General features: G+C 44.6%; 21 protein-coding genes, 1 pseudogene and 1 riboswitch. Of the genes and pseudogenes, 3 read left to right on the top strand and 19 right to left on the bottom strand.

What is annotated here, in order from left to right; all coding sequences use genetic code 11:
* Positions 1-50: 50 nt before the first annotated feature.
* The 7 genes from D0463_RS09935 to D0463_RS09965 form a co-directional block, all read right to left on the bottom strand.
* On the bottom strand, positions 51-3,728 hold the full coding sequence (locus D0463_RS09935; RefSeq protein ID WP_117307252.1) for a cupredoxin domain-containing protein: 3,678 nt from the start codon (positions 3,726-3,728) through the stop codon (positions 51-53).
* A gap of 20 nt (positions 3,729-3,748) precedes the next feature.
* Positions 3,749-4,051, bottom strand: coding sequence for a hypothetical protein (locus D0463_RS09940; protein ID WP_216824894.1), 303 nt, complete (start codon positions 4,049-4,051; stop codon positions 3,749-3,751).
* 28 nt (positions 4,052-4,079) lie between these two features.
* Positions 4,080-4,373, bottom strand: a complete 294-nt coding sequence (locus D0463_RS09945) for a hypothetical protein (RefSeq protein WP_117307253.1) — start codon at positions 4,371-4,373, stop codon at positions 4,080-4,082.
* A gap of 349 nt (positions 4,374-4,722) precedes the next feature.
* Positions 4,723-8,361, bottom strand: a complete 3,639-nt coding sequence (locus D0463_RS09950; RefSeq protein WP_117307254.1) for a multicopper oxidase domain-containing protein — start codon at positions 8,359-8,361, stop codon at positions 4,723-4,725.
* A gap of 2 nt (positions 8,362-8,363) precedes the next feature.
* Positions 8,364-8,681 carry a hypothetical protein gene (locus D0463_RS09955; RefSeq protein ID WP_254052761.1) on the bottom strand — a complete coding sequence of 106 codons (318 nt, stop codon included), beginning with the start codon at positions 8,679-8,681 and terminating at the stop codon, positions 8,364-8,366.
* 15 nt (positions 8,682-8,696) lie between these two features.
* On the bottom strand, positions 8,697-8,999 hold the full coding sequence (locus D0463_RS09960; protein ID WP_117307255.1) for a hypothetical protein: 303 nt from the start codon (positions 8,997-8,999) through the stop codon (positions 8,697-8,699).
* A 35-nt stretch (positions 9,000-9,034) separates the two neighbouring features.
* The gene (locus D0463_RS09965) at positions 9,035-9,787 is read right to left on the bottom strand and encodes a hypothetical protein (protein WP_117307256.1); all 753 of its coding nucleotides are present in this window, start codon (positions 9,785-9,787) and stop codon (positions 9,035-9,037) included.
* A gap of 241 nt (positions 9,788-10,028) precedes the next feature.
* On the opposite strand from D0463_RS09965, the gene D0463_RS09970 reads away from it, so the two are divergent.
* Together D0463_RS09970 and D0463_RS09975 are read left to right on the top strand one after the other, a co-directional pair.
* The gene (locus tag D0463_RS09970; protein WP_117307257.1) at positions 10,029-10,445 is read left to right on the top strand and encodes a hypothetical protein; all 417 of its coding nucleotides are present in this window, start codon (positions 10,029-10,031) and stop codon (positions 10,443-10,445) included.
* A 15-nt stretch (positions 10,446-10,460) separates the two neighbouring features.
* Complete coding sequence (locus tag D0463_RS09975) at positions 10,461-10,925, top strand: hypothetical protein (RefSeq protein WP_117307258.1); 465 nt, start codon at positions 10,461-10,463, stop codon at positions 10,923-10,925.
* Between the two features lie 69 nt (positions 10,926-10,994).
* Here the strand turns inward: D0463_RS09975 and D0463_RS09980 are convergent, their stop codons facing one another.
* The 6 genes and pseudogenes from D0463_RS09980 to D0463_RS10000 form a co-directional block, all read right to left on the bottom strand.
* On the bottom strand, positions 10,995-11,372 hold the full coding sequence (locus D0463_RS09980; protein WP_117307259.1) for a hypothetical protein: 378 nt from the start codon (positions 11,370-11,372) through the stop codon (positions 10,995-10,997).
* A gap of 169 nt (positions 11,373-11,541) precedes the next feature.
* Entirely contained in the window at positions 11,542-11,673 is a 132-nt protein-coding gene (locus tag D0463_RS20110; RefSeq protein ID WP_301950639.1) for a hypothetical protein, read from the bottom strand.
* A gap of 73 nt (positions 11,674-11,746) precedes the next feature.
* Positions 11,747-13,066, bottom strand: coding sequence for a nucleobase:cation symporter-2 family protein (locus D0463_RS09985; protein ID WP_117307260.1), 1,320 nt, complete (start codon positions 13,064-13,066; stop codon positions 11,747-11,749).
* Complete coding sequence (locus D0463_RS09990; protein WP_117307261.1) at positions 13,063-13,659, bottom strand: xanthine phosphoribosyltransferase; 597 nt, start codon at positions 13,657-13,659, stop codon at positions 13,063-13,065. Before D0463_RS09990 ends, D0463_RS09985 begins: the two co-directional genes overlap by 4 nt.
* Positions 13,660-14,096: 437 nt before the next feature.
* A riboswitch (purine riboswitch) is annotated at positions 14,097-14,198 on the bottom strand.
* Between the two features lie 120 nt (positions 14,199-14,318).
* Positions 14,319-15,218 (bottom strand): DMT family transporter, encoded by a 900-nt coding sequence (locus tag D0463_RS09995; protein ID WP_117307262.1) that lies wholly within the window; start codon positions 15,216-15,218, stop codon positions 14,319-14,321.
* A gap of 72 nt (positions 15,219-15,290) precedes the next feature.
* Positions 15,291-16,810: pseudogene (locus tag D0463_RS10000) on the bottom strand (carboxypeptidase M32).
* Positions 16,811-17,098: 288 nt separating this feature from the next.
* Between D0463_RS10000 and D0463_RS10005 the strand changes: the two are divergent.
* Complete coding sequence (locus D0463_RS10005; RefSeq protein WP_117307264.1) at positions 17,099-18,268, top strand: GNAT family N-acetyltransferase; 1,170 nt, start codon at positions 17,099-17,101, stop codon at positions 18,266-18,268.
* A gap of 378 nt (positions 18,269-18,646) precedes the next feature.
* Here D0463_RS10005 and D0463_RS10010 read toward each other — a convergent pair whose 3' ends face one another.
* The 6 genes from D0463_RS10010 to D0463_RS10030 form a co-directional block, all read right to left on the bottom strand.
* The gene (locus tag D0463_RS10010; RefSeq protein WP_117307265.1) at positions 18,647-19,357 is read right to left on the bottom strand and encodes an ABC transporter ATP-binding protein; all 711 of its coding nucleotides are present in this window, start codon (positions 19,355-19,357) and stop codon (positions 18,647-18,649) included.
* The gene (locus D0463_RS10015) at positions 19,357-20,997 is read right to left on the bottom strand and encodes an ABC transporter permease (protein ID WP_117307266.1); all 1,641 of its coding nucleotides are present in this window, start codon (positions 20,995-20,997) and stop codon (positions 19,357-19,359) included. Before D0463_RS10015 ends, D0463_RS10010 begins: the two co-directional genes overlap by 1 nt.
* 114 nt (positions 20,998-21,111) lie before the next feature.
* Positions 21,112-22,179 (bottom strand): Fe(3+) ABC transporter substrate-binding protein, encoded by a 1,068-nt coding sequence (locus tag D0463_RS10020; RefSeq protein WP_117307267.1) that lies wholly within the window; start codon positions 22,177-22,179, stop codon positions 21,112-21,114.
* Between the two features lie 136 nt (positions 22,180-22,315).
* A complete protein-coding gene (locus tag D0463_RS10025; RefSeq protein WP_117307275.1) occupies positions 22,316-24,238 on the bottom strand; it encodes an ATP-dependent DNA helicase in 1,923 nt (640 codons plus the stop codon).
* A gap of 140 nt (positions 24,239-24,378) precedes the next feature.
* A complete protein-coding gene (locus D0463_RS19375; protein ID WP_160118402.1) occupies positions 24,379-24,555 on the bottom strand; it encodes a hypothetical protein in 177 nt (58 codons plus the stop codon).
* Positions 24,556-24,832: 277 nt separating this feature from the next.
* Positions 24,833-25,969, bottom strand: coding sequence for a THUMP domain-containing class I SAM-dependent RNA methyltransferase (locus D0463_RS10030; RefSeq protein ID WP_117307268.1), 1,137 nt, complete (start codon positions 25,967-25,969; stop codon positions 24,833-24,835).
* Positions 25,970-25,972: the final 3 nt, after the last annotated feature.

Here is a 25,972-nt window from a genome sequence, read left to right on the forward strand (position 1 = left end):
GTACGATTGATGTCTTATAGAGGAACAAAGTATGATTGGACTTCGCTTTTTTACCATTCCAATTTTGGCAGGTGAGGTTGGAAGCTGCCATGGACGCGCATGATTCCCCACATCCCCTGCTCGATATCCCAACGGATATTTCCTGATCGGTACATATAATCCCCAGGGAATTGGAAGATGCCTCCTGCACCGCCGATTAACCGGAGATCATCTGTATGCCCCGGAACGATATGGCCGACAAAGGATTCAATTCTTGACTCGAGATCATTGTCATCAAATCGCCAGTAATGCCCGTGCAGATGGAAGGTGTGGGCACGCCTCCGTTCAGAAGGATTCACAAGCCGGATGATGACAGGATCCCCTGTGTAAGCTTCGAGAACCGGTGTGGAGGGATCGCCATGAACTTCCGAGCTAAATAACGCTTCCAAGTCCGGTACGGCGTTGAACCGGTTTATGAGGCGTTCAGTCCGGTAATTAAATCCGCGTGAACCGAAGTCATAGGTGTCTACTTCAAAGTCTTCCTGTGCCCCGATAACACTTGGCAGCTCTTGAAGGCCTACTGTTTCTTCTCCCAGAATGCCTGCGACTGGGTCGATGATTAATTGACCGTTTTTATCCTCTAATCTGACCCCGTCATGCATGATCAGCACAAACTCCCTTATTTCCGGCAGCAATGGGTTGCTTAAGACCACTTCCACACCGGTCTTGACCTCTTTGCGGGTATGAGGATCCAGATATACCGTTCCTTTCGGTTCGGCTATGTAAGCCCCGAACGCCCCAAAGGAACGGTGGTTTCTTAAGTCCGCCATGTCCCACATCGCACAGGCGCCAGCAGGTACATCGACATACCAGCGATAAGTGATCACTTCTCCCGGCCCTACCGTCTGGTCAAAGTTAAACCCGACTGTGTCCCCGCTGGATGTTTTTACATCAAAATCAAGCAGGTTCGGATGCAGCGAAATTCTTACCGAAGGCGGATATGGCGCCTGTTCCTTGACTGGAGGATAAGGATGAATGCCATCCAGGAATGGAAACTTTTCAAATTCAAGTTCACTTCGCAAGGTTACCTCGACCAGGTCATCGACATTGCCTCTTAATACCAGCGGTTCCGGATTTTTATGCCCGGACTTTATGGCGTCCACGTCCTCTTCAAGAGCAAAGACAATCCCGAACGGGTCGTGTTCACCATATTTGCTGTAAACAATCGGCGTCTGGAACGCGACGACATTATAGCGGCGGACGGGAGCATAGGCAGGAGCCGTGCTAACGACTACAGGAGGAAGGGGCGGCGGCTCTCCAGTGCATACAGGCAGGCGTTCTGTCCTTGGCGGCGGCAGCGGACGGTCCGGCAGTGGAATCAAATCAGGCACTTCCTGGCCGAACGCGCGGATTAATCCCCATGTACCGTTCCAGACATCTTCTTCATCTTCAAACGCCCATAAATAATCGCCTTCCCGGGGAATAAACGTATCCAAAGTGAATGATTCGGAAATGCCGATGTGCTGCTGGGCCCTATATTCAGATTCAACGTCGGGCCGTTCCGACTTCCAACGTAAGCCGTGGACGTTGAAACTGTGCGACTCTTCATGTGCTCCCTGTAAAAGCCGGATTCTGATCGGGTCGCCTTCATACGCCTTTAATATCGGAGTAACCGGATCACCATTGACAAACGAGCTGAAGGAATAAGCAGGATCGCATTCCTTTCCGAGCCTGAATTGAAGCGGTTCATTTTTATAATTCACTGCAAATATACCGGGATCATCGGCGGAGCCGGGAAACGGCGGCGGCGCTAGGGGGCAACCGTTTTTGTCGAACAATAAAGCGAAATCCTGGATAAATAAAGCAATATCACGATAATCAGGAATTATTGGATTAACAACGGTCACCTGGGTGCCATGGTCAACCTCCTCCCCAGTTGCTGAGTCGAAAAATCGCGAGAACCTTGGCTGGATTACACCGGTGCCGAATACCCCATGTTGCTGATGGCTTACTGCAAACAAGTGGTCGTGCAAGAAGAATGCTTTTAATTCAACATCTGCAAACCATTCGTAACGGATTGTCTCCCCCGGCAATACCGAGCTGTCATAATTCCAGCCGACATTCGATGCATCGGATACAAGCACGTCAAATTTCACAAAGTGAATATGCAATCCGCATTCATAAGTCCTCGTTACAAGCTGAAAGGCGTCTCCATCAAGCACTTGTGGCAATAGATTCGTGAAATTGGCACGGATACTGGATCCGGCAGGAATATGAAGCGTCAATGGCTCCGGTTCCATTTTCCCTGAAAGCACATCATCCAGGTCTTCATCCAATACGTAAATCCGCCCTTTCGGATCATTCCAGCCTTGCTTGTTATACACGATTGGCAGTTCAATTGCGGATATATTGAACTCTACGACCGGCGGGTTTCCAAGTGCAGGTTCGGCAAACACGGCACCTGGCCTGGCATTCGGGATAGCCGCATTCCGCTCAAGTTCGGTCATCCCGCGGCCGCCGACAATCCCGAGCGGCGGCCGCGGCGCCTTGCAGCCGACTTTACCAGGAATAAAGTTCGGGAAACCCGGCCTTTCTTTTGTTGGAATCGGCGGGGCTGGACGGTCCGGCAACGGCTGGAGCGGCAGGATCGGAATCCCGTTAGGATAGCACTGGCTGCCATCCTGCAAGGTATCGAAAATGCGGTTGAGCGCCCACATCCCGACTTCAAAATGCGGGTATAAGTGGCAGTGGACAATCACATCGCCAATCCCTTGGTTAAGGCTGCCTAAGCCGTAAAATGGCCGAATATTGTAATGGCTTTGAGGGCTGATCGCCTGCGCATCAAAAATACCCGAGTCTACATTATCCGTGTCCCTGCCCCATTGATGGACATGGTAATGGAAAACATGGGTTTCCTTTACGCCCGTATGAACCAGGCGAAAACACGCCGGGTCTCCTCTGTATCCGCGGTAAATCGGAGTGGCCGGATCACCGAAAACCCAGGAATCATGATGGACTTCTTCGCCATCGCAATCCGGGCAGACAACACCTTCGTCGAGCAATTTCTTCCGATTGCTTAGAGGTTCAAACCGCAAATTGATGCCATGAAAGGATTCATCCTCCTGATTGGTTGTTGCATTAATTGGCCTATTGCTCGTTAAATCGTCCACCTCTAATTCATCGGTAAAGAAAAAGCCGTATTCCCTGAAAGACGGCAAAAAAGGATGGTGCACATCGGCAATGGCGCCGCTGTTGATCGGCCCACCCGTGACCGGGTCTGTCCACCAAGATCCTCTTACTTCCACAAACAAGGCGCCGCATAATCCATTTAACTGTGACCCTTCTTCAGAGCTTGCCGGGTTGCCTAAATCGGAGAAAAAATAAATTCCTTCACGGGTTGCGTTTATACGATAAAGGATTTGCTCTCCACAATCTACTAGCGAGCTTGGATTGAACCCGACATTCGCCCCGTCCGATGTTAAAACATCATAATCCGCCTCCTGGAAATGGATTCCGGCAAGATGCGACAGCTTATTTTCGAATAATATTTCTACAATATCCCCTTCATTGGCACGGATTGAAAGGGGTTCAACAAGATCCACAGGTGTAAATGGATTCTTCCGGACGAGCTCTTTAACTTTATCTTCATTTTCTTTCAATACATAGATTTGCCCATTCGGATTATGGTCACCGAAATTATTAAGGACAATCCGAATGGGAATGGCAACGATATGGTACCTTCGTTTCATTCATTTGCCTCCATTTCCTATTAACCAAAATCCTTCAATTCAGGAATTCTGGGAGCATCATCTCGTTCAATGAAAAATGCTTCAATAAGATCAATGTGTATGAACCAGCGCCGATTCTCCAATTGCTGAAAGTGTGTCGTTTCCACATCCAATTCAAGCGCATCACCGACAACATCGATAATGATTCCAATGAACAGAAAAGGAAACGATGGTGTCAGCATGAATATTTTGCGGCCAATTCCTTCCCTTATGTGATTTGTCACAGCATTTTGACGCTGGACATTAATCATGTCCAATGTTGAATCTATTTGGCCATCTGCCATTTTAACAACCTCCTTTTTTAAGCGACTTTTAAATAAGCGGGAATACCTCACCGCAGCCGATCTCAAACGTTGCTTGTGCCGCTTTTTCCAGCGGGATGCTAAGCGGTGTCGGGAATTGAAAGAACGGTGCATTGACCAGCTTAATATTTACCGGAAAAAGTGTGACATGCCCCCTTTCGACTTCGACAATGGTTCCGCAGAAAATCGGCCGAAATGTTTGCCCTAGTAAATTTAATTGTGGTGATGATGTAACTATTAACACTTCTTCGCCGATTCTGTTTCTTAATTCTCTAAAAACCACATCCTGGGTTCGATTTGTCATTATTGTCCTCCCTTTTATGTTTACTAAATGTATTTCAGCGAAAATTACAATATTTGATATATAACTCTGAAAGATACAGCCATCTTTGATTCTCAGGTATACTAGATAAATCACTTCATGCATTGCTTCAATCCTAATCTAGGCTTTATTTAGTGACCACGCCCTTCTATTTACAGTTCTATAAGGATTCGGAAGCTATATTACTTTATGCATTAGCTTGCTTATTGATTGTACAACTCTTATTCTTGTAAAAAACGGGCAGTTACAGCATTGATATAGCCAACGAGTTAACTTCTCGATAATAAAAATACAAAAAAACAGGAAGATCTTACCCCCCTGTTTCATACGCTTATTTTAATTTTACCAGGTGGGATTGGAGACAATCATGAACGCGCATGATCCCCCACATCCCCTGCTCAATATCCCAACGGATATTCCCTGAACGGTACATATAGTCCCCTGGGAAACTAAACAGGCCGCCCGCACCGCCAATCAAGTACAAATTGTTTGTATGGCCGGCAACGATTTCACCAACAAAGGATACAATTCTGGAATCGAAATCAAGATCATCGTATTTCCAATAATGTCCATGCAGATGGAACGTATGGGCACGCCGCCGTTCAGAAGGATTGACAAGCCTTATCACTACCGGATCGCCTGCGTACGCTTCAAAGAGTGGGGTCGACGGGTCGCCGTGGACTTTTGAACTGAATAATTCCCCTGTGTCAGGAAGTTCAATGAAACGGTTAATGAGGCGCTCAGTCCGATAGTTGAAGCCTCTCGAACCATTGTCATACGTGTCGACGAGATCTTGCAATTCTTCCTGTTCACCCAGTATGCCGTCAATAGGATCCACAATTAAATGATCTTTTTTATCTACCAATCTCACACCATCATGCATAATCAGCACAAATTCCCTTATTTCCGGTAACAACGAATTGCTCAAGATTACATTCGCACCTGTACGTACCTTCTGCCGGGTACACGGATCAAGGTATTCCGTGCCTTTCGCTTCGGCAACGAAACATCCGAATGCCCCAAATGAACGATGATTACGCAGATCCGCCATGTCCCACATCGAGCAGGCGCCGACTTTTGTATCAACATACCAGCGATACGTAACCAGTTCTCCAGGTCCCACCGTTTGATCATAGTTATATCCAACCGTTTCGCCACTGGATGTTTTCACATCATAATCAAGCAAGCTCGGATGAAGTGAGATTCTGACAGATGGCGGATAAGGGGCTTGTTCCTTTACAGGGGGGTAAGGATGAATCCCATCTAAATACGGGAATCGGTCAAATTGTAGCTCACTTCGCAGCGACACCTCGACGAGATCGCCGACGTTCCCCCTTAATACGAGCGGTTCCGGATTTTTTTCCCCAACTTTAATCGCTCCAACATCCTCTTCCAAAGCAAAGACGATTCCGTAAGGGTCATGTTCGCCATGGGAGCTGTATACAATCGATGTTTGAAAAGCTACGACGCTATAGCGGCGGACCGGGGCATCAGGCGGTGCTGTGTTCATTACTTTAGGCGCTTTATCAGGCGGTGCTCCCGTCCATTCCGGCAGCAGTTCTGTCCGCTTCGGAGGCAGAGGCCTGTCAAGCAACGGCATCAGGTGCGGTACTTCCTGGCCGAATGCGCGGATCAGTCCCCACGTTCCGTTCCAAATATCTTCTTCCGTTTCAAACGCCCATAAATAATCTCCCTCTCTTGGCAGAAACGTGTCGAACGTAAACGATTCCGAAATGCCGATATGCTGTTGCGACTTGAAACCACCATCAAGCCCTTTCCTTTCATTTTTCCAACGCAAGCCATGCAGGTTAAAGCTGTGGGATTCCTCATGAGATCCTTGCAACAGACGGATTCTGATCGGATCGCCTTCATAAGCGAGTAAAATAGGGGTAACTGGATCGCCATTAACGAACGAACTGAACGAGTAGGCGGGATCGCTGTCTTCACCTAGCCTGAATTGAAGCGGTTCATTTTTGAAGTTCACGGCAAACAAGCCTGGATCATCGAGAGAACCCGGATATGGGGGCGGTGCCAATGGGCAGCCATTTTTAACGAATAAGAAGACAAAGTCCTGAACAAACAAGGCAAAGTCCCGGTAGTCAGGGATAAGAGGATTTACAACGGTTACTTGGGTACCATGATCCACTTCTTCCCCGGTGACCGAATCGAAAATTCGGGAAAACCTTGGCTGGGCCACACCCGTGCCAAACACCCCATGATCCTCGTGAACGGTTGGAAACATATGATCATGCAGAAAAAATGCCTTTAACTCGGTATCTGCAAACCACTCGTAGCGAATCGTCTCATCCGGTAATACCGAACTGTCGTAGTTCCAGCCCACATTCGCTCCGTCTGATACAAGCGGGTCAATTTTTACAAAGTGAACGTGCAAAGCGCATTCATATGTCCGGGTCACCAGCTGGAATGCATCACCATCCAACACATGCGGCAGACGGTTCGTAAAATTCACGCGGATACATGAGTTGGCAGGAATATGAAGCGTGAGAGGCTCCGGCTCCAGTTTTCCAGACAAAATGTCAGCAATGTCTTCGTCCAGTACAAATATCCGTCCTTTCGGATCATTCCAGCCTTGGTTGTTATAGATAATCGGCAGCTCGATTACCGATATGTTGAATTCAATGACAACCGGATTCCCGAGACATACCTCGGTAAAGACAGCACCTGGCCTTGCATTTGGAATCGAAGCGTTCCGTTCCAGTTCCGTCATGTCCCGGCCCCCTATAATGCCAAGCGGCGGACGCGGGGCTTTACACCCCACTTTGCCGGGGATAAAGTTTGGAAAACCAGGCCTTTCTTTCGTAGGTTTTGGAGGAGCAGGCCGATCAGGCAACGGCTGCAGCGTTTTAATCGGTATTCCGTTCGGATAAGTTTGGCTTCCGTCTTGAAGCGTATCGAAAATCCGGTTGAGCGCCCACATGCCTCCTTCAAAATGCGGATACAGGTGGCAATGAACAATTACGTCACCAATCGCTCCTTGGAGGCTCCCTAATCCGTATAACGGGATAATGTCATAATGTGACTGGGGACTGATCGCCTGTGAATCAATGAGATTCGATTCCGCATTGCCAGGGTCCCTGAACCACTGATGGGTATGGTAGTGGAACACATGTGTTTCCTTTACGCCTGCATGGATCACCCGAAATCTTACGGGATCACCTCTATATCCCCGGTAAATCGGGGTCGCCGGATCACCGAATACCCAGGAATCATGATGGACTTCTTCTCCGTCGCATTCGGGACAAACAACCCCTTCATCAAGTAATTTCTTTCTGTTTCTCAGCGGTTCAAAGCGTAAATTAACACCATGGAACGACTCCGCATCCTGGTTTGTAACCGGGTCAATCGGCCTGTTTCCTGTTAAGTCATCAATCTCCATTTGATCAGAAAAGAACCATCCATATTCCCTGAACGACGGTAAAAATGGGTTATGCACATCGGCAATCGTCCCTGATTTTAATGGTTCACCAGTTACCGGATCTGTCCACCATGAGCCCCTTGTTTCAACAAACAGTGCCCCAAACAAACCATGAAGCTGTGAACCTTTTTCAGAACTTGCCGGTGTGCCGAGATCGGAAAAGAAATAGATTCCTTGCCGCGTTGCATGTATTCTATAAATGATTTTCTCGCCATACTTGACGAGTGTACTTGGGTTAAAGCCGACATTGGCTCCATCAGCCGTTAACACATCATAATCAGCTTCCTGGAAATGCATGCCGGCGAGGTTGGGAAGGCGGTTTTCGAATAGTACTTCTACGGTATCCCCTTCGTTGGCACGGATCGTAAGCGGCTCTACGAGATCGACCGGGGTAAACGGATTGTTCAAAACAAGTTCTTTCACTTTTGCTTCATTTTCCTTTAAAACGTAAATTTGTCCGTCTGGATCATGCTCGCCAAAATTGTTGACGACAATCCGAATCGGTATCGCTATGACATGATAACTTCGTTTCATGTTTACCCCCTGTTTTCTGAATCCAAATCTTTCAGCTCAGGAATGAGAGGTGCATCATCCCGCTCAATGAAAAATACTTCAATTTGGTCAATGTGGATGACCCATCTTCTATTCTCCAGCTGTTGAAAGTGGGTCGTTTCCACTTCCAAAACGACAACATCGTCGATCACATCGTCAATGATCCCGATAAACATAAAGGGAAACTGTGGGGTAAGCATAAAAATTTTGCGGCCGATTCCGGCCCGTATATGGGCGACTACCGCGTTCATGCGCTCTACGTTGATCATATCAAGTGCGTCATTGATTCGATTATTTTCCATTTTGCACCCCCCTCTTTAAACCAGCGGAAATACTTCATCACAGCTAAAATCAAATGTCGCCTGGACGCCTTTTTCGAGCGGAATGCTAAGCGGTGTCGGAAACTGGAAAAACGGGGCATTAACGAGCCGAATATTGACTGGAAACAGGGTCATATGCCCTCTTTCCACCTCGACGATCGTTCCGCAAAAAATCGGGCGAAACGTTTGCCCTAACAAATTCAATTGGGGAGAGACTGTGATAATCAATATCTCTTCCCCGATTCTTTTTCTTAATTCTTCAAAGACACCGTCCTCAGATCTTAATGCTTCGTGTGGCATTGTAATCCCCCCATTTTAAATCTTCAGTGTGCAGCTTACTTCCATAATTTTGTCAGGAAGTGGAACCAGCGCAGGTTGCTGATGTATGTCACGTCCTTTAGCGGCACTTCATGTTTCTTGCTAAACACTGACAGGTTTATTACACCTTCTTCAGATTTGTCTATTTTTCCAGCCACTTTTTCCTCGCCAAATTGTATCTCCACCCATGTTCCCTTCCATGAATGCAAATTTGTTTGCAGCGATTCTTCGAAAAATTGCTGGACCAAAATATCTCTGTTCGCAACCGTTTCCCCAAAATTGGTCAAAAGCTTGTTCCGCAAATTATTATCATAAATAAAGTGTTGATGGGTATTGGAATAATTCGGCATTCCAAATGGAATATTCGCTGAATCGATGGCAGAGTACGGAAGCCACATTCGATCCCTTAAATTCGTGAGCATGACAAAATCACGACCCACGGCACTTACTTTACCAAGGGTATAAATGGAGTTTCCTCCGGTTTTCGAGTAAACCTCAACCTGTTGATTCCGTTTGGACTTAAAAAATTTCTTAAGCATTAACGGCTTTTTCCGCTCTGGTTTTGCTTCAGTCACGCTGCGTAAATTGGCCTGGTCCATATATTCCATGAATAGCCTAAGTTCTTCAGTTGACATGGCGCTGTTTGGTGAAGTAAGCCCCAGTCCTGATTTTAGATTATGCTCATTAATCGGATCGTCTTTGATTACTTCGTGTTTTCGCTGTTCCATTAATTGCCTTGTATATTCATCCAGCCTCATTTGTTCTTTCATGAATCCTCCCCTTTTCTTTTTCATGATCATCAGTTAAACCAAACTGATCTTTTAAGGGATTTTTTCTAAACTTCTGCCTTTGTTACTTTATGTAATTATCCCGAGAATGCTTTCTACTCTTATGAAAATGGGCTGAATGATTAAATTCGGAGCCTTGAAAAACCTTCTGGTGCCAGCTGCATATCTTATTTAGAAGTGTGGATATTTAACCAGATTGATATGGAATTACGGGGTGAGGAATATGGTTGCCTTTTATCTGTTTCTTTTTTATCTTAATATTTTGCTTATCGTCTTTGTTTTTGCTTATCTCTTCAGGATCCGCAAACTCATCGGTTTTCAATTGGGGATGACTATTTCAATGGTTACAGGAGGATTTTTCGCTTTTACTACCGGAGTTATCTTTATCTACCTTTATCCGTTTCACTTTTTGGCGATTACGATTGCGGCGACTCTGGCAGGCATGGCGGTAGGCAGCTTGTTTGGCGGACTTTTTGATTACCAGACCTTGTTATCAGGTTACAGCAACGGGTTAATGATGGGGATTATGGCGCCGATGGTGGGAGCTGTGGCGAAAAATAGTGTTTACTTCTTATCTTTTACAGAATGTCTATTTTTCGTTTCCATGCTGTTTATTCTTTTTTCGGCTAAGAAATCGTAATGGAGGGATAGAACCATGATTCTTTATTTATACGTAATGTTAGGAATCAATATTTTGATTCCCTCTATTCTATATCTGATTATGAGAAAAAGAAGAAAACTATATACGGACCGTTACGGCATGATTGTCACATCCGCGGCCAGCCTAGTTTTCAGCTTATCAATCGGCACAACGTTATTTTTTGCTTTTCCCGCTTCTTTCAATATTTTGATAGTGATTTCTACAGTATCAGGCAGCTTAATTGGCTTAACATATGGCACTCTGATAAAATTTCATTCAATGATGATCGGCTCGTTTAATGGCATGATTGGAGCTTTGGCGGGAACGATGCTGGCTGCAGTTGTCCTTGATCCTTCTTTATGCGGCCTGCCATCAGCCTTCACGACGATGCTTGACCGCAATATGATGCTCATCACGCTTCTTGTGACATTGTTATCCTTCATTACCTCTATTCTTATTCGGTTTTCATACAGAGTTTAAAACGGAAAAAACTCAGCTTACACAAAAAGAACTTCATTCTCCGTTAAATGAAGTTCTTACGGTTGAGCTTTAGCGCCGTTTCTTAAGAAGGTTACCGAGCAGTAGTCTTTGGATTCTGACTAATACCGAACGTCTGTTACGGATGTCAATATTGCTAAATACTTCATTATTATTTAAGAAGTCATTATCGCTTAACAAATCCAGATTGTTTAATAAATCAAGATTGTTCAGCAGATCAATGTTCAAGAGGGATGACCCGCCGTCATTATCTTGTCGGGAACGTCGGCGAAGCCTCTCTAATAAATCATCCAGATTCATCAACGGATTTCGAATTTCTCTTCTTATTTCATTGAGGATATCACGTATTTCCCTTTGTATATCGAGCTCACGCCGCCGGTTTTTATCGTCATGCTTTCTCCTGTGCTTGCGATCCTCTTTCCTACCCAATAAATTTCACTCCCCTCATTATCCTTTAAGTTTCAAGATATTCTATGCAACGGGTGAATGCGTGCTTAGGATACTGTCCATATTCGCTATAAAAATGTGCAATCACACAGAAAACTCGAAACCACAAAAAAAGAACTTCATTCGTAACAATGAAGTTCTTTGAAGATATTTATTTTCCTGTCTGTGGGTGAGACTGTACATCGATAATAATTGCCTTGAATTCGTTTTTTCCGCAAGCATCACAAATGTCAGCATCAACATAGATTGTCCGGCAATGAATGCAATATTTTTTTTCCAACATGTCCACTTTCCTTCTTAAAATATATTATTCTATTATATTCTTGAAGGATGGAAATGTTCCTGTTCTTTTAATTCTACCTTATTTCCCTAAGCTTTACTCGTGTTCCTGCAGCCGTATTTGCGGCTATTTTTTCTTTAGAAGGAATAACATTAAAAATAATGTTCAAGGCAATCGCCGTTAAGCTGCCGGCGACAATGCCATTGTCCGTCAGGATTTGGATGCTTTCCGGCATCTTTGAGAATAAATCCGGCACAGCTGTTACCCCGAGACCCATACCTACTGAGCAGGCAATGGTCAATAGATTTTCCTGTGATGAAAAATCAACACTGCTCAGCATTTTAATTCCATATGCCATCACCATGCCAAACATCGCGATCATCGCCCCGCCCAATACCGCTGACGGAATAATCGTGGTCAATGCACCAATTTTCGGAACGAAGCCGATTATGATTAGCATACAAGCCATCGTATAGATGACATTTTTACTTTTTACGCCTGATAGCTGGAGCACACCTACATTTTGCGAGTAGGTTGTATAGGGAAACGCGTTAAAAATGCCACCAAGCATAATCGCAAGTCCTTCAGCACGGTATCCCTTGGACAATTTTTCTTCGGAAACCTCTTCTTCGCAAATATCGCCAAGCGCGTAATAAACTCCTGTTGATTCTACTAGACTCACTATTGCAACCAATATCATTGTGATAATCGCTGTGAGATTAAAGGTTGGCATCCCGAAATAGAATGGTGTAGCGAGCTGTAGCCAAGACGCATCTGCAACAGCCGTAAAATCAACCTTGCCCATGATATAGGAGGCTGCTGTCCCGGCAACGAGACCTAATAAAATCGATATAGAACGAATAAAACCATTGAAAAATTTATACAAGACGATAATGAATAATAACGTACCAAATGCAAGCGCAATGTTATCCAAAGCACCAAAGTCCGGTGCCCCTTGGCCACCAGCGGCGTTATTCATGGCAACCGGTATTAAGGTGATCCCAATGATCATTACTACCGACCCGGTAACGACAGGAGGAAAGAATTTTGCCAGTTTACCGAAGAATGTGCTGATTAAAACCACAAATAATCCGGAGGCAATAATGGCCCCATAAATGGACGTAATTCCGTATTGGCTGCCAATCGCAATCATCGGTCCGACCGCCGTAAAAGAACAGCCAAGAACAATCGGGAGCCCGATTCCGAAGAAACGGTTGCTCCAAACCTGAAGAATCGTCGCGATTCCACACATCAAAATGTCCACAGAAACCAGGAAAGTCAACTGTTCCTGGGTAAGCCCCAATGCCCCGCCAACAATCAACGGCACGATCACCGCTCCGGCATACATTGCTAATACATGCTGTATTCCCAATGAAGCGAGTTTTAATTTATTCATAGACTTGAAACCTCCGTTTTATCTTGTGCAAAGCTTATGTCCCCGTTCTGCAAGGAAGAGATCCTTGCCAATGATTCAACCCGGAATCCTTTGTTCCTCAATTGCTCCCCGCCATCCTGGAATGCTTTTTCAATAACAATCCCAATTCCGGCTACCGATGTCCCCGTCTTCTCACATATTTCCACGAGGCCTAAAGCAGCTTGCCCGTTAGCAAGGAAGTCATCAATGATCAAGATGCAGTCACCCTTCTGAACAAATTTATCGGACACCGTCACCTCATTCGTTTCCTGTTTCGTGAAAGAATGAACACTGGCTGTTATCAGGCCGTCCGTGAGGGTCAGCGACTTTCGTTTTCGCGCAAAGATGAGCGGCAGTCCCATTTCAAGGGCTGTCATCAGGCCCGGACCGATCCCTGAAGACTCAATCGTTAAGATCTTATTGACCGCCTGCCCCTCAAACCGTCTTGCGAACTCCTGCCCGATAGCTTTCATTAACTGCGGATCCATCTGATGGTTTAAAAAAGAATCGACCTTCAGCACAGATTCCGATAGCACGATTCCTTCAGACAGTATCATGTCCTTAAGCATTTTCATTGATAGCCTTCCTTTCAAAATGTAGTGAAGAACAAAAGCGGAAGCGCCTGTAAAAGGAATGTCGACTAAGAACCGCCACGTCCTTATGTCTTACGTCGACGAAAGCGTCATGCGCAAGTCCGACAAGCATAAGACGATCAGAGCTGTATGGGGAGCGGTTTTCTTCCCATCAGATGATCGACTTAGACCAGAGAGGCCGACTAAAAACGCCGCGTCCTTATGTCTTCGCCGGCACTAGCACGTCATGTGCGTCGGGGCTAGGCGCTGGAGCTAGATGTAGATAACCCAAATAAAGTTATCCACATAAAAACCAATTTACAGTTTCCTAAACAATAAAAAAACCGGAGAAATTTACAGCACCCCATGAGTGAAGCAAATTTCCCCGGTTTTTAGTCAATGACCAGCCGGACGGGAATGTATATCCATTCCCGCCAGGTCCCGAGTTATCGCTCACCCATAGTCGGATCATTTACGGTAATCCGGTAGAAACTTGCAGGCCATATCCCTGCGATTATATGCGTGATTACATATTTGTTTTTAATGTAGTTGATTATAGCAACGTTTTTCAGATTTGAAAAGTATTTTTCTGCAAAAAAAAAAAACGACTAATTATATTTTATACACGTAAATCATTCGTTTTTTTAGAAAAATCGGTTATTTTAAACGGCTTGTTTTTGATTGGTTTTTAAGGCTTTTCCTTTTGGCCAATTGTAAAAAAGTACAGCCCCAATAATAATCAGTGCACCTCCAAGCTGCAGGGGTGACAGTCTCTCGTCATAAAAAAGAAAACCTAAGAACATGGCTGTAACCGGCTCTGCGGTTGCAATCACGGCTGCCCTGCTCCCTTCCATCCGGCCCAATCCCCACGTATACAACAGATAAGCAATAACAGTCGAAAAAAGACCAAGCCCCAGAATCAGCAGGATTGTATTTGGGACAAGTATAGCCTCTGTTTTACTCCACACTTTCGTTATCGGCAATAAGAAAACGGAAGCCGTTATAAAGGTATAGGCAGATATGGTAAAGCTTTCATACCTCCTCAATGCCAGCTTTCCAAAAATGCTGTATAACGCGTAACCGATCCCGGCTCCGATCCCGATTATGTAGCCCAATTTTTCACCGCCTGCAAGATCCAGGCCGCTGTCTCCCGCTATTAACATGCTTCCTAAAACCGTACAGCCAAGCAGAAGGATTTTCGTCAACGTGATTTTTTCCTTGAAAAACAGGCTGGAAAATAACATGACAAAGATCGGGGACGTATACAGCAAAATCACCGCGGTTGAAATCGACAGCACATTCATCGCCGTGAAATAACACCAATTGAAGAAAACGATGCTGACAATCCCTGTACCGATGAATAGATAGATATCTTTTGTCCTTATTTTTAATAGGTTCCTATTTTTAAATACTCCAATACACAATAAAAACAGACTGGCACAAACAACGCGGACTGTTACGATTTCCATTGGTGATAACCCTGCCTCGGTCAGTCCTTTCACAAAAAAGCCGATGATTCCCCATAAAAAAGCAGCTGCGACAACCGCAAGTACCGGTAACATATTACTTCCCCTTCGATAAGCCTGAATTTATAAAAATGCAACGGAGGGATGATCACTCATCCCCCCATGTTCTTACCTTAATTGATAGATGCGCTGATATTTCTCTTCAAGATATTCAATCAGATACTTTGCGTTTAAGCCTTCACCCGTTATAGATTCAAGGATGTCCAATGGCTTTTTCGTTTTTCCAAAGCGGTGGATCTTGTCATTCAGCCACCCTTTAATTGGTGCGATATTTCCTTCTTCAAGATGCCGGTCGAATTCAGGAATATCCTTAAGCATCGTCTGCTTAATTTGTGAAGCATACATATAGCCAAGTGCGTAGGACGGGAAGTAGCCAAAACTGCCGCCTGACCAATGTACATCCTGGAGAACCCCGGCTGCGTCGGTATCAGGGACAATTCCCAGGTATTCTTCATATTTCCGATTCCATACTTGCGGCAAGTCCTTGACTTCCAATTCATTATTGAATAACGCCTTCTCAATCTCGTAGCGGATCATAATATGGAGTGAATATGTAAGTTCATCGGACTCCACCCGAATGAGAGAAGGTTTCGATTCGTTAATGGCCCGATAAAAATCATCAAGTTGCACATCATCGAATTGTCCCGGAGCAAATTGCTTCAAGAGCGGGTATTGCTTTTTCCAGAAGCTATAATTGCGGCCGATAAAATTTTCGAAGAACAGCGATTGAGATTCATGGATCCCCATTGATGTACCATCATCCAATAGCGTTCCTGTCAATTCCTTGGAAATATTTTGTTCATATATGGCGTGGCCGCATTCATGGATCGTTCCAAAGATCGCGCCTCTGAAATCATGCTCGTCATAACGTGTTGTTATGCGCACATCGCCAACATTTAATCCAGTGGCGAACGGATGGACCGTCTCATCCAAACGGCCTGCTTCAAAGTCGTAGCCGAGCTGCTTCAGGATTTCCAGGCTGAATTCCTTTTGTTGTTCCTTCGGAAACCTTTTAAACAGGAATGAAGTTTCCGGTTTGCTTTCACTTTCGGAGATTTTCTTGACTAATGGAACAATTCTTTCGCGCAGCTCGCCGAAAACTTGATCAAGCACGTCTACGGTTACTCCCGGTTCGTACATGTCAAGGAGCGTGTTGTAGGGATTGCCCTCATAGCCCCAGAAGCCGATGAATTTTCTTGTATAGGCGACAATCTGTTCAAGGTATGGCTGGAACATCGCGAAGTCATCTGCCTCCCTGGCATCCTCCCAGACACTTTCCGCTTTGGATTGAAGCACGACAAATTCCTTATATTCTTCAGCAGGTATTTTTTTGTTTCTTTGATACTCTTTTTTGCATTCCTCAACTATTTTAGTCGTGGTATCGGAGAGTGACTTTCTCGCCTCTTCAGAAGACAGGCCGGCAATAAACCCTGCCATTTTTTCGCTTGTTGATAGATTAAAAATTTCAGATGAAAGCATGCCGACAACTTCTGAGCGCTGTTCGACACCTTTTTTTGGCGCACCAGTCCGCAAATCCCAATAGATGAGCCCAAGCGCTTCGCCATAGGCGGATATTTTTTTACATACTCCAAAAATTCTGTTTCGATTTCTTTAATTCCCGCACCCATTCCTATACCTCCTTTTGGATTACCGCTTTATTTTATCATATAATGAATACAGAGATTGCCAATTTCAACTAACTACAGGAAAAGGAAGTGGTTAACTGATGGTTGAACTGATTGGATGCTGCAAGTCCTGCAATAGAAAGATCTATTGCCGCGACGGATTTTTGGATGGAGTTTCAGATGGAGACACCTTATTATGCTTTACTTGTGTGAACAAGAACGAATCTGTTTCAGAAGGCTCAACTATATGAACCTGCCAAACTAATATAACCAACCGAAAGGACTGATTGGATGAATGTCATTACCTTACAGAAAGATCATTACCGGGAGGCCCTTGCTCTCTCTGAATATGCCTTTCAATATAAAGTGCCTGAAGAAGACATCGAAAAGCGATTGAGAAATCTTGAAAAGCACAAATTATTCGGGATATTGGAAAATGGCAGCGTTGCGGCCAAGCTTCATCTCCTTTCGCTTGAGACACTCCTCGGCAAGAAAGCGATGAAAATGGGCGGAATTGCCGGCGTTGCCACATATCCTGAACAAAGAAGGAAAGGGCATGTGAGAGAAATGCTGGCGCATTCGCTGCAATATATGAAAGATAACGGCTACAGCATATCGATGCTTCATCCTTTTTCTGTGCCATTCTACAGAAAGTACGGCTGGGAGCTTTTTGCAAACAGATTAAAGGTGACGCTTACAAAAGCGGATCTGGTTATGAAAGAACCGGTGCCCGGTGTCGTAAAGCGGTTTGATGAACAATCACATCCAGAAGCAATAGAGCGGGTTTATACCGAATTTACGCAACCATTTAACGGGATGCTTGCGAGAGAAAAGGACTGGTGGACCAATGCCATTTATGGAGGCAGCAAAGGGGCCATGTACTTAAATGAACAAAGCGATGCTGCCGGTTACATGATTTATGAAATCAAGGATAGAAAAATGACGATTCACGAATTTGTGGTTGTGGACAATGAAGCGAGAAGCGGCTTGTGGAATTATATTTGCCAGCATGATTCCATGCTTAACGAGCTTGAGATGATCACTTATGAAAATGATCCGCTGATGTTCAGCTTGAAGGAACCGAGGTCCAAGATGGAAGTTGTTCCTTATTTTATGGTCCGAATCGTGGATGTAATCTCGTTTTTCCGGGAATTTGATTTTCAATGGGAGAGCTTTGAAGAGGAACTTGTTTTACATATTTCGGATTCCTTTGCGGAATGGAATAATCAGTCTGTCCTGCTGAAGGATGGCAATATCACCGTATTGAATATTGAAGATAACCCTGATTCTGAACAAAAAGGAATTCATATCGATATCAACGCGTTAGCTGCGGCTATGTTTGGCTATATGTCCCCAGTCGCTTTACAACAAATTGGCAGGATATCCGGTTCTCCAGTAGAGATTCAAAAATTAGCATCCCTGCTTCCAAACCGGCGCCCATTTTTCTACGACTTTTTTTAATGACAAAAGAGGGTGTCCCACAAAGTATAATTTTAAATGCACTCTTTTTTGTACAAGGCCTGTAGAACTTTACAGTTGATTTCCGCTCCAGACGCTTGACTCCTGGGGGCGTTCGCCGAGCCTCCTCGTCGCTAACGCTCCTGCGGGGTCTCGCCCGTACGCTAATCCCCCAGGAGTCAAGCGCCTTCCGCTTCAATCAACCAGTGTCCTGAATAAATGTTAAACAAAAAAGAAAAAATCGTTTCTTCTGACATAATCCAGTCACCACAACTAAAAAACTCCGGCTCTTGCACGTACATTTCCCAGCAAATTCTGCATATAAAATAAAAATGACCCAAAAAGTCGTCGTTTAACGACCTTTTGAGTCAGCCTCCATTATTACCTGAATACAGGACTTTGTTTTATATCTTCGACAAGCAAATCACACGGCTTTCCTTCCTGCGCCACTGTACCTTTTTGCATGATGACAATCCGGTCCGCAAGGGATCTCGCATCCTCCCGGTCATGTGTAACAAAAATCGAGGTTATCCCCGTATGTTTTATGATGGTGCGCAATTCATCCCGGATTTTCAGCTGCAGCTCCGCATCAAGATTACTGAAAGGTTCATCGAACATGAGCAATGACGGATTGGGAGCGAGCGCCCTTGCCAGCGCTACCCGCTGCTGCTGACCGCCGCTCAATTCATATGGATAACGTTTGCTATAATCGGTCAATCCAACCAGGCCCAAGACTTCGTTTAACCGCTCTATTTTCTGCTTTTTGCCCATTTTTTTAAGCCCGAACTTGATATTGTCGGCAACCGTCATATGGGGAAAGAGTGCGTAGTCCTGAAACACCAGGCCGACTCCCCGTTTTTCGGGGTGGACAAAATGCGTGCTGTCAGACATGATATTTCCGTTTATAAAGATAGAACCGCTTTTTGGAACTTCAAGACCGGCTATCAACCGAAGGATCGTACTCTTTCCGCTCCCACTATTTCCCAGTATAGAAACAATTTCCCCTTCTTCAATCTCGAGCGAAAAATCATGAATCGTTTGTTCGCCGGCATTTTTATATTCAAACTGTAAGTTCTTCACATCTACAAACATTAGCTCGGCTCCTTTTCCAAAACTTTATGAAAGAAGTAAATCGACATACCGCTGATTATGATAATTAAAATCGATGCCAACGCCGCTTCATGGATCATTTCATTCCCCGCATATTGAAAGGCTTTCGTGGCAAGGGTATAGAAATTAAAGGGCTGTAAAATCAATGTAAGCGGCAATTCTTTTAAAATATCGATAAAGACGAGGATGAATGCACCAAATACGGCACCTTTGATCATTTTAAGATCCACTTTAAAGAAAGTTTGCGTGACCGTCATACCAAGCGTCCTTGATGCTTCCGTAAAGGTAAGCCCGACTTTCTCAAATCCCGATTCAATCGAATTGTATCCTAAAGCTAAAAAACGGATCACATAAGCGAATATGAGCATGGCAATGCTCGTGCTTAAGATTAAGGCCGGCTCCATTCCAATCGATTGATAAAATGCAACGAGCTGGCGATCAAAAGCGATGAAAAGAGCCAGGACCCCGATTGCAATCACGGCCCCGGGAATGGAATAGCCGAACACGATGATTTTAGAAAACAGGTTAGCGATAACCCCGTGATTTAAACGACTGAAATTAGCGATCACCAGCGCTGTGAAGACAATGAAACAGGCGGCAACAAAAGCAACAAAGGTTGAATTCCATATTAATGTAAAGAACTCCTCGCTTATTACTTTCTCATAAGTCATCATTGTCCATTGGATCAATTGGACAAATGGGATTAGAAAGGCTAATGAAAAAACGGCAAAGAAATAAGAGAACATCAGCCAGCCTTTGATTCCGGTTAATTTCATCGCTTGCAGAGGACGGACCTTGGAAGTCGAATAGCTGAATTGTTTCCGGCCCCTGATCAGCTTCTCCATAAGCAGAATGAAAATCACGATCGACATCAAAATGCCCGATAGCTTGATGGCAGAGCCAATGTCGGCCATCCCGAACCATGTCTGGAAGATCGCTGTGCTGAATGTCTGGATGCCAAAATATTTTACAACACCGTAATCATTTAATACCTCTAGCATCACTAAACTGACCCCGCCTATTATCGATGCCCTCGATATCGGCAAGACGATACGAAAGAAAATCGCAAAGGAATTCCTTCCTAGCAATCGAGCATTTTCAACGAGTGAGGCTGATTGTTTCTCCAAAAAACTTTTCGTAATGATGTATACATAAGGAAACAAAAACATCGTAAAAATGAAGATGGCTCCCGGCATATTCATGATGTTAAAGAATTTTTGATTCACTTCTATATCAAAATGGTTTCTCAGCATGCTTTGGAGAACGCCGGTGTAATTTAATATCCCGTGATACGTATAAGCCCCGATGTATGGGGGGATCGCCAGCGGCAGGATAATTCCCCATTTAAAAAAGTTTTTGAAAGGAAAATCATAGGCCGAAACAAACCAGGCCATACTTACACCTAGGATGGTGGTAATGAATCCTGTCGCTAATACCAGGATCAGTGTGTTAAGAATATAGTCCGTTAATAGAAATTTTTTAATGTGCAGCCAGTTTTCACTTGTTTCTGTGAAAAATTGAACCCCGATAAACAGCGTAGGCAATATGATCAGGATAATTAATAAAAAGCTGGCTAATGCCCATGAGTTAAAGTGTTTCTGTATGTGCCGGATCAAATCCAATCATTCCCAACCGTTTATCAATCATTTTAATAAATAGAGCCGTATCACTTTATAAGATACGGCTCTATTTTATAAGTATATTGTACCTGGGAGGCGGACAAAAGGAAAGGCGAATTATTTCCAGCCAACCTCATTCAATAGTTTCACTGCGGCCGCATTGTTTTCACCAAGCTCAGATAAATTGAGTTCCTGGGCTTTAAAGTCACCCCATGATTTCAGCAGTTCAGAAGGCTCTACATTTGGATTTACCGGATATTCGAAATTCGCCTCGGCAAACTTCCCTTGCGATTCTTCAGCTGATAAGAACTCCATCAGTTTTATCGCGTTTTCTTTGTTTTTTGCATGCTTGGTCAGTCCTGCGCCGCTTACATTAATATGTGTCCCGTCTGTTTCCTGGTTCGGGAAGAAGACGCCGACTTTCTCAGCAACTTTCACTTCTTCAGGATCCTCGGAATTTGCCATAACGCCGACATAATACGTGTTCATGATCGCAACGTCACCTTCGCCCGCGACGATTGCTTTTGCCTGGTCGCGGTCACCACCCTGCGGATCCCTTGCCATATTCCCGACGATTCCTTTTGCCCATTCCTTGGCTTTGTCTTCGCCATTCAATGTAATAAAGGAAGCTAAAAGGGATTGATTATAAACATTCTCTGAAGGCCGCACGAGCACTTTGCCCTTCCATTTGGCATCTGTTAAATCTTCATAGGTAGACAGCTCGGAAGGCTTGACGCGATCTTTGGAATAAACGATAACACGTGCCCGTTTTGTCAGACCGAACCATTGGTTGTCTTTATCCCTTAAGTTTTCTGGGATATTGGCTGCCAGTGTCTTGCTGTCAGCTCTTTGCAACAGGTTTTTATCCTTCGCCCAATGAAGCCTGCCCGCATCTGAAGTCATGAACAGATCGGCTTCGGTAGCCGCCCCTTCTCTGGAAAGGCGCTCAATTAATTCATTCTCTTCTCCTTTAACCACATTCACCTTGATGCCGGTTTCCTTTGTAAAAGCAGCATAAATTTCATCATCTGCTTCATAGTGGCGGCTTGTATAAAGATTGACGACCCCTTTGTCTTTCTTTTCCGAATCATTATCAGCAGGTTGTGCTTCCTCATTCCCCCCCGAACAGGCGGCTAATAAAGCAAACGAGAGGACAAACAAAAATCCAAATAATATTTTCTTCATAGTCTTTTCTCCTTATGTATATAATAATGAATTTCATTCTCAATTATAACGATAATCATTCTCATGTCAAGAATAAATTTGTAAAAAACCATTAAAAATGGCTGTCGATAATATCGACAGCCATTGAAGAGTAGCTTTAAGAATTTACAGTTGTTGGCAAGACAGCGATAATCTTGTTCAAAACACTCTCAGACAGGTTTTTTTCGGTGAGAATATGCACGTTTCCTGAATCCTGCGAGGTCCGGATCAAGCGGCCGATTCCCTGACGCAAACGAAGCAGCATATACGGCAGGTCCACTTGATCAAAAGGCTTGTCGCTTGATGCGCGCTTTGCTTCAAAAACAGGATCATGCGGCGGGAAAGGCAATGAGAAAATCACGACATTTTTCAAAGAATCTCCGGGAATATCAAGTCCCTCCCATAAATGATAGGAAAGCAACACGGAATTCTTCTCATCCTGGAATTTCTTCACCAGATCACTGATCTCTGATTCACCTTCATAATAGAAGGGCTGGTTTGATGGTGGTGCGTTATCTTTAAACCATTGAAGTTCTTCTTTCGAACGGAATAAAACCAGGGTCCCCCCCCTTTGTCCTTCTTCCACGCATTTTAATGTGTACGCCATTTTTTCGGCAAAATTATCGTTTTCAAAAACGGGCATCGAAATCTTCATTACTTCATCATAACTAAACGGAGAAGCAACGGAAAAGCTGGTATAATTCTTGATACCTAAGCTGTCTGCGATGTAATCGAAGGATTTGTCTTCAGAAAGCGTCGCAGATGAAAAAATGTACGGCATTTTTTTCGAAAAAACTTCTTCCGCCAAAATATCCTTCACCAACCGGGGCATAATCACCAATGTTTTCGAGCCTTCATGTTCCTCGAACCAGGTGACCGCCTGCTGATTCCGTAAAAACAGCGAAAGTGAATACCCAAGCTGTTCTAAATATTCTTCCGTTACCTTCAAATCGTATTCATTGATTGTATACATTTCCGCTTCGAAGACAAGGTTTTCTTCCAGCTTTTCAACCTGCTGGTGAAGCTTTTGGGCAAGCTGGCCCACCTTGTCGTTTGCAGGTATCTGGTAGCGGTTGGATCCAAGTACCGGTATGGCAATTTTGCCAAGAAAGTTGAAGAATTCCTCATTCAAGTCAATTAATTCCTCAATGATATACAGCGTTTCATCTCGGACATCATTGGCAGTTAACGATTGCAGGACCGTTGCCAACGTCTGTTCGCCGACTTTGTAGGTCAATGCCTTTTGTGCAGAAAACTCAAGCAAATGTCCTTCGTCAAAAATAACACAGCTATGCTCCGGAAGCAGCGGCAGCTGCCCTTCGCGCTTTCTTTTATCCTTCGTCCACACATGCTCCATGAAAAAGTCATGTGAACAGATGATCAAATCCGTTGATTTGCGGTAATGGTCTCTTGAAAGCGTCTGCCCGCAGCGGTGGCGCAAATCGCAAGTAAAGCAGTTTTGCAACTGATCCCAGCCGACTTTCGACCAATCTTCATCGTTCAAATACGGGTATTGCTTGCGGTCACCGTACGGAGTGTAAGATGACATCGAGCTTCCGTCATAGACGAACTTTGGCAGTTCATCAAACAGCTGGTCAATGCCTTCCGAATCCACCGATTCCACCGCTGACTCAAGCTTCTTAAGACAAACGTATTGATCATGATACTTGGCAAGGCGGACATCCACCGAAATGCCGAGTGCATTCTTGATTTTCTGGATATCGCCCTCTTCTTTTACAAGCTGTTCAATCAACGTTTCGTCAGCACATGAAATGATCGCCGGCCTGTTCGTATAACGGGCATAACAAATCGCATAAAGCAGGTAAACAAGTGTTTTTCCAGTGCCTACCCCCGCTTCCGCAAAAGCAATGTTTTTTTCTTTAAAGGCTTTTTCAAGCTGAAACGCCATAAAAATCTGCTCATCGCGTTCTTCAAACCCTTTTTCAGGCAGAATATCGTAAAATACATCCCCAATCCACTCGGAAAGCTTATCATAAAACGAATCGTCCTTCGTGATTGGAAAAGGCAGCGTCTGCAGCATTGTGTTCTCCCCTTTATCTATCATTACAGCCTTCCAGCTGTCCAAGTTAAATAGCAACATTTTATTATCTCCTATAATCAGGATGCCGTCAAGAATAAAGCCGGCCACTTCAATTGAAGCGACCGGCTTTTGACATAACGTTAATCGTTTTTGTCAATATCTCTCTGAAGATGAAATGACAGTGCCTGATAGAGTTTTTTTTCGGCATCCTTTAATTGGGAGAGGCTCTCGCTATTGCCTCCGTCTACCTTTATCGTTTCGTAGGAAGTATAGAGTGCTTTTGTAATCCTTCCTAAATCCATCAGCCTTTCGTCCATGGGCATCATCCCCTTTTTCGCAAAGAATATAAAATCATTTTATGCCAAAGGGTTATTGCTTATGCTTTGTGAATCGATGTTATTCATTAACAGTGAGAATGTATTGTCTTCCTTTGGTTGAACCGTGGGGCTCTAGATTCATTGATGCAAGAAGTTTGGTAGCGGTGGATGAGGAAGGAAGCTGAAGGAATGCCCGGAACCTGGCATTTGTGATGGTTTGTTGTTAATTAAGCCAAAATAAAATGGCCACAGCCCAACCAGGCTGCGGCCATCATCATTATTTTTTCGGCGGACGTTTCCCCCAATACTGATAATAATCAGTCCGAATAAAGCCATTAAACAACTTGCGCTTTTTCGTGGCCGGCTTGCCGTACAGCTTTTCAAAATCAGGATGCGAGGTAATGATATAAATCGACCATGTATCCAGCTTACTTAAGGCCTGTCCCATCTCCCGGTACATTTGCTCCACGGCTATCTTTTCGCCGATCCGTTCACCGTATGGAGGGTTTCCGACAATCACGCCATATTGTTTCTGTGTCGTCACATCTCTGATCTGCATTTGTTTAAAGTTGATTAGATCACCTAGCCCCGCTTCTATGCTGTTTGCTTTGGCAATCTCGATCATTTTGTGGTCAATATCATAGCCCGCGATGTCGAGTGGCTCATCATACTTGGCGAGATCCTCTGCTTCCATTCTCACTTCATCCCAAATTTGTTCACTCATCCAGCTCCAGCCTTCTGAAAGAAATTCACGGTTGAAACCAGGGGCGATGTTTTGTCCGATTAACGCCGCTTCAATCGGGATCGTGCCTGAACCCGTGAAGGGATCAATGAACGGTTTATCAGGATACCAGTTTGTCAGCATGATCAATGCCGCCGCCAGCGTTTCTTTTAGCGGGGCTTCTCCCTGTCCGGTACGATATCCCCGTTTATGGAGGCCGGCGCCACTCGTATCGAGTGTAAGAGTCGCAATGTCCTTATGAAGCGCCACTTCGATTTTATACAACGGGCCGTTTTCTTCGAGCCACGATGCGCGTTTATAATGGTGCTGCAATCTGTTTACGATTGCTTTTTTTACGATTGCCTGACAGTCGGAAACGCTGAATAATGTGGATTTGACGGATTTCCCGCTTACCGGAAATTCAGCATCCACTGAAAGATAATCCTCCCAATCCAGAGCTTTTGTTTTTTCAAACAGCTCATCAAAGGATGTAGCTTTGAATTCACCGACCTTGACTCTAACCCGATCTGCCGTTCTCAGCCACATATTGGACCTGGCAATCGCCCTTGCATCACCTTTATACATCACTTTTCCGTTTTCAACTTCACATTCATAACCTAGATCGCGCACTTCTTTGGCGACGATGGACTCAAGACCCATGGCAGCCGTGGCGATGATATTATACTGCTTCAAAGA

The organism is Bacillus sp. V59.32b (genome assembly GCF_003429085.1).
GTDB lineage: Bacteria > Bacillota > Bacilli > Bacillales > DSM-1321 > Peribacillus.

Excerpts from the sequence above, each read along its gene's own strand:
- D0463_RS09935 (WP_117307252.1), bottom strand. The coding sequence starts at position 3,728 with ATGAAACGAAGGTACCATATCGTTGCCATTCCCATTCGGATTGTCCTT.
- D0463_RS09940 (WP_216824894.1), bottom strand. The coding sequence starts at position 4,051 with ATGGCAGATGGCCAAATAGATTCAACATTGGACATGATTAATGTCCAG.
- D0463_RS09945 (WP_117307253.1), bottom strand. The coding sequence starts at position 4,373 with ATGACAAATCGAACCCAGGATGTGGTTTTTAGAGAATTAAGAAACAGA.
- D0463_RS09950 (WP_117307254.1), bottom strand. The coding sequence starts at position 8,361 with ATGAAACGAAGTTATCATGTCATAGCGATACCGATTCGGATTGTCGTC.
- D0463_RS09955 (WP_254052761.1), bottom strand. The coding sequence starts at position 8,681 with ATGGAAAATAATCGAATCAATGACGCACTTGATATGATCAACGTAGAG.
- D0463_RS09960 (WP_117307255.1), bottom strand. The coding sequence starts at position 8,999 with ATGCCACACGAAGCATTAAGATCTGAGGACGGTGTCTTTGAAGAATTA.
- D0463_RS09965 (WP_117307256.1), bottom strand. The coding sequence starts at position 9,787 with ATGAAAGAACAAATGAGGCTGGATGAATATACAAGGCAATTAATGGAA.
- D0463_RS09970 (WP_117307257.1), top strand. The coding sequence starts at position 10,029 with ATGGTTGCCTTTTATCTGTTTCTTTTTTATCTTAATATTTTGCTTATC.
- D0463_RS09975 (WP_117307258.1), top strand. The coding sequence starts at position 10,461 with ATGATTCTTTATTTATACGTAATGTTAGGAATCAATATTTTGATTCCC.
- D0463_RS20110 (WP_301950639.1), bottom strand. The coding sequence starts at position 11,673 with ATGTTGGAAAAAAAATATTGCATTCATTGCCGGACAATCTATGTTGAT.
- D0463_RS09985 (WP_117307260.1), bottom strand. The coding sequence starts at position 13,066 with ATGAATAAATTAAAACTCGCTTCATTGGGAATACAGCATGTATTAGCA.
- D0463_RS09990 (WP_117307261.1), bottom strand. The coding sequence starts at position 13,659 with ATGAAAATGCTTAAGGACATGATACTGTCTGAAGGAATCGTGCTATCG.
- D0463_RS09995 (WP_117307262.1), bottom strand. The coding sequence starts at position 15,218 with ATGTTACCGGTACTTGCGGTTGTCGCAGCTGCTTTTTTATGGGGAATC.
- D0463_RS10005 (WP_117307264.1), top strand. The coding sequence starts at position 17,099 with ATGAATGTCATTACCTTACAGAAAGATCATTACCGGGAGGCCCTTGCT.
- D0463_RS10010 (WP_117307265.1), bottom strand. The coding sequence starts at position 19,357 with ATGTTTGTAGATGTGAAGAACTTACAGTTTGAATATAAAAATGCCGGC.
- D0463_RS10020 (WP_117307267.1), bottom strand. The coding sequence starts at position 22,179 with ATGAAGAAAATATTATTTGGATTTTTGTTTGTCCTCTCGTTTGCTTTA.
- D0463_RS10025 (WP_117307275.1), bottom strand. The coding sequence starts at position 24,238 with ATGCTGCAGACGCTGCCTTTTCCAATCACGAAGGACGATTCGTTTTAT.
- D0463_RS19375 (WP_160118402.1), bottom strand. The coding sequence starts at position 24,555 with ATGGACGAAAGGCTGATGGATTTAGGAAGGATTACAAAAGCACTCTAT.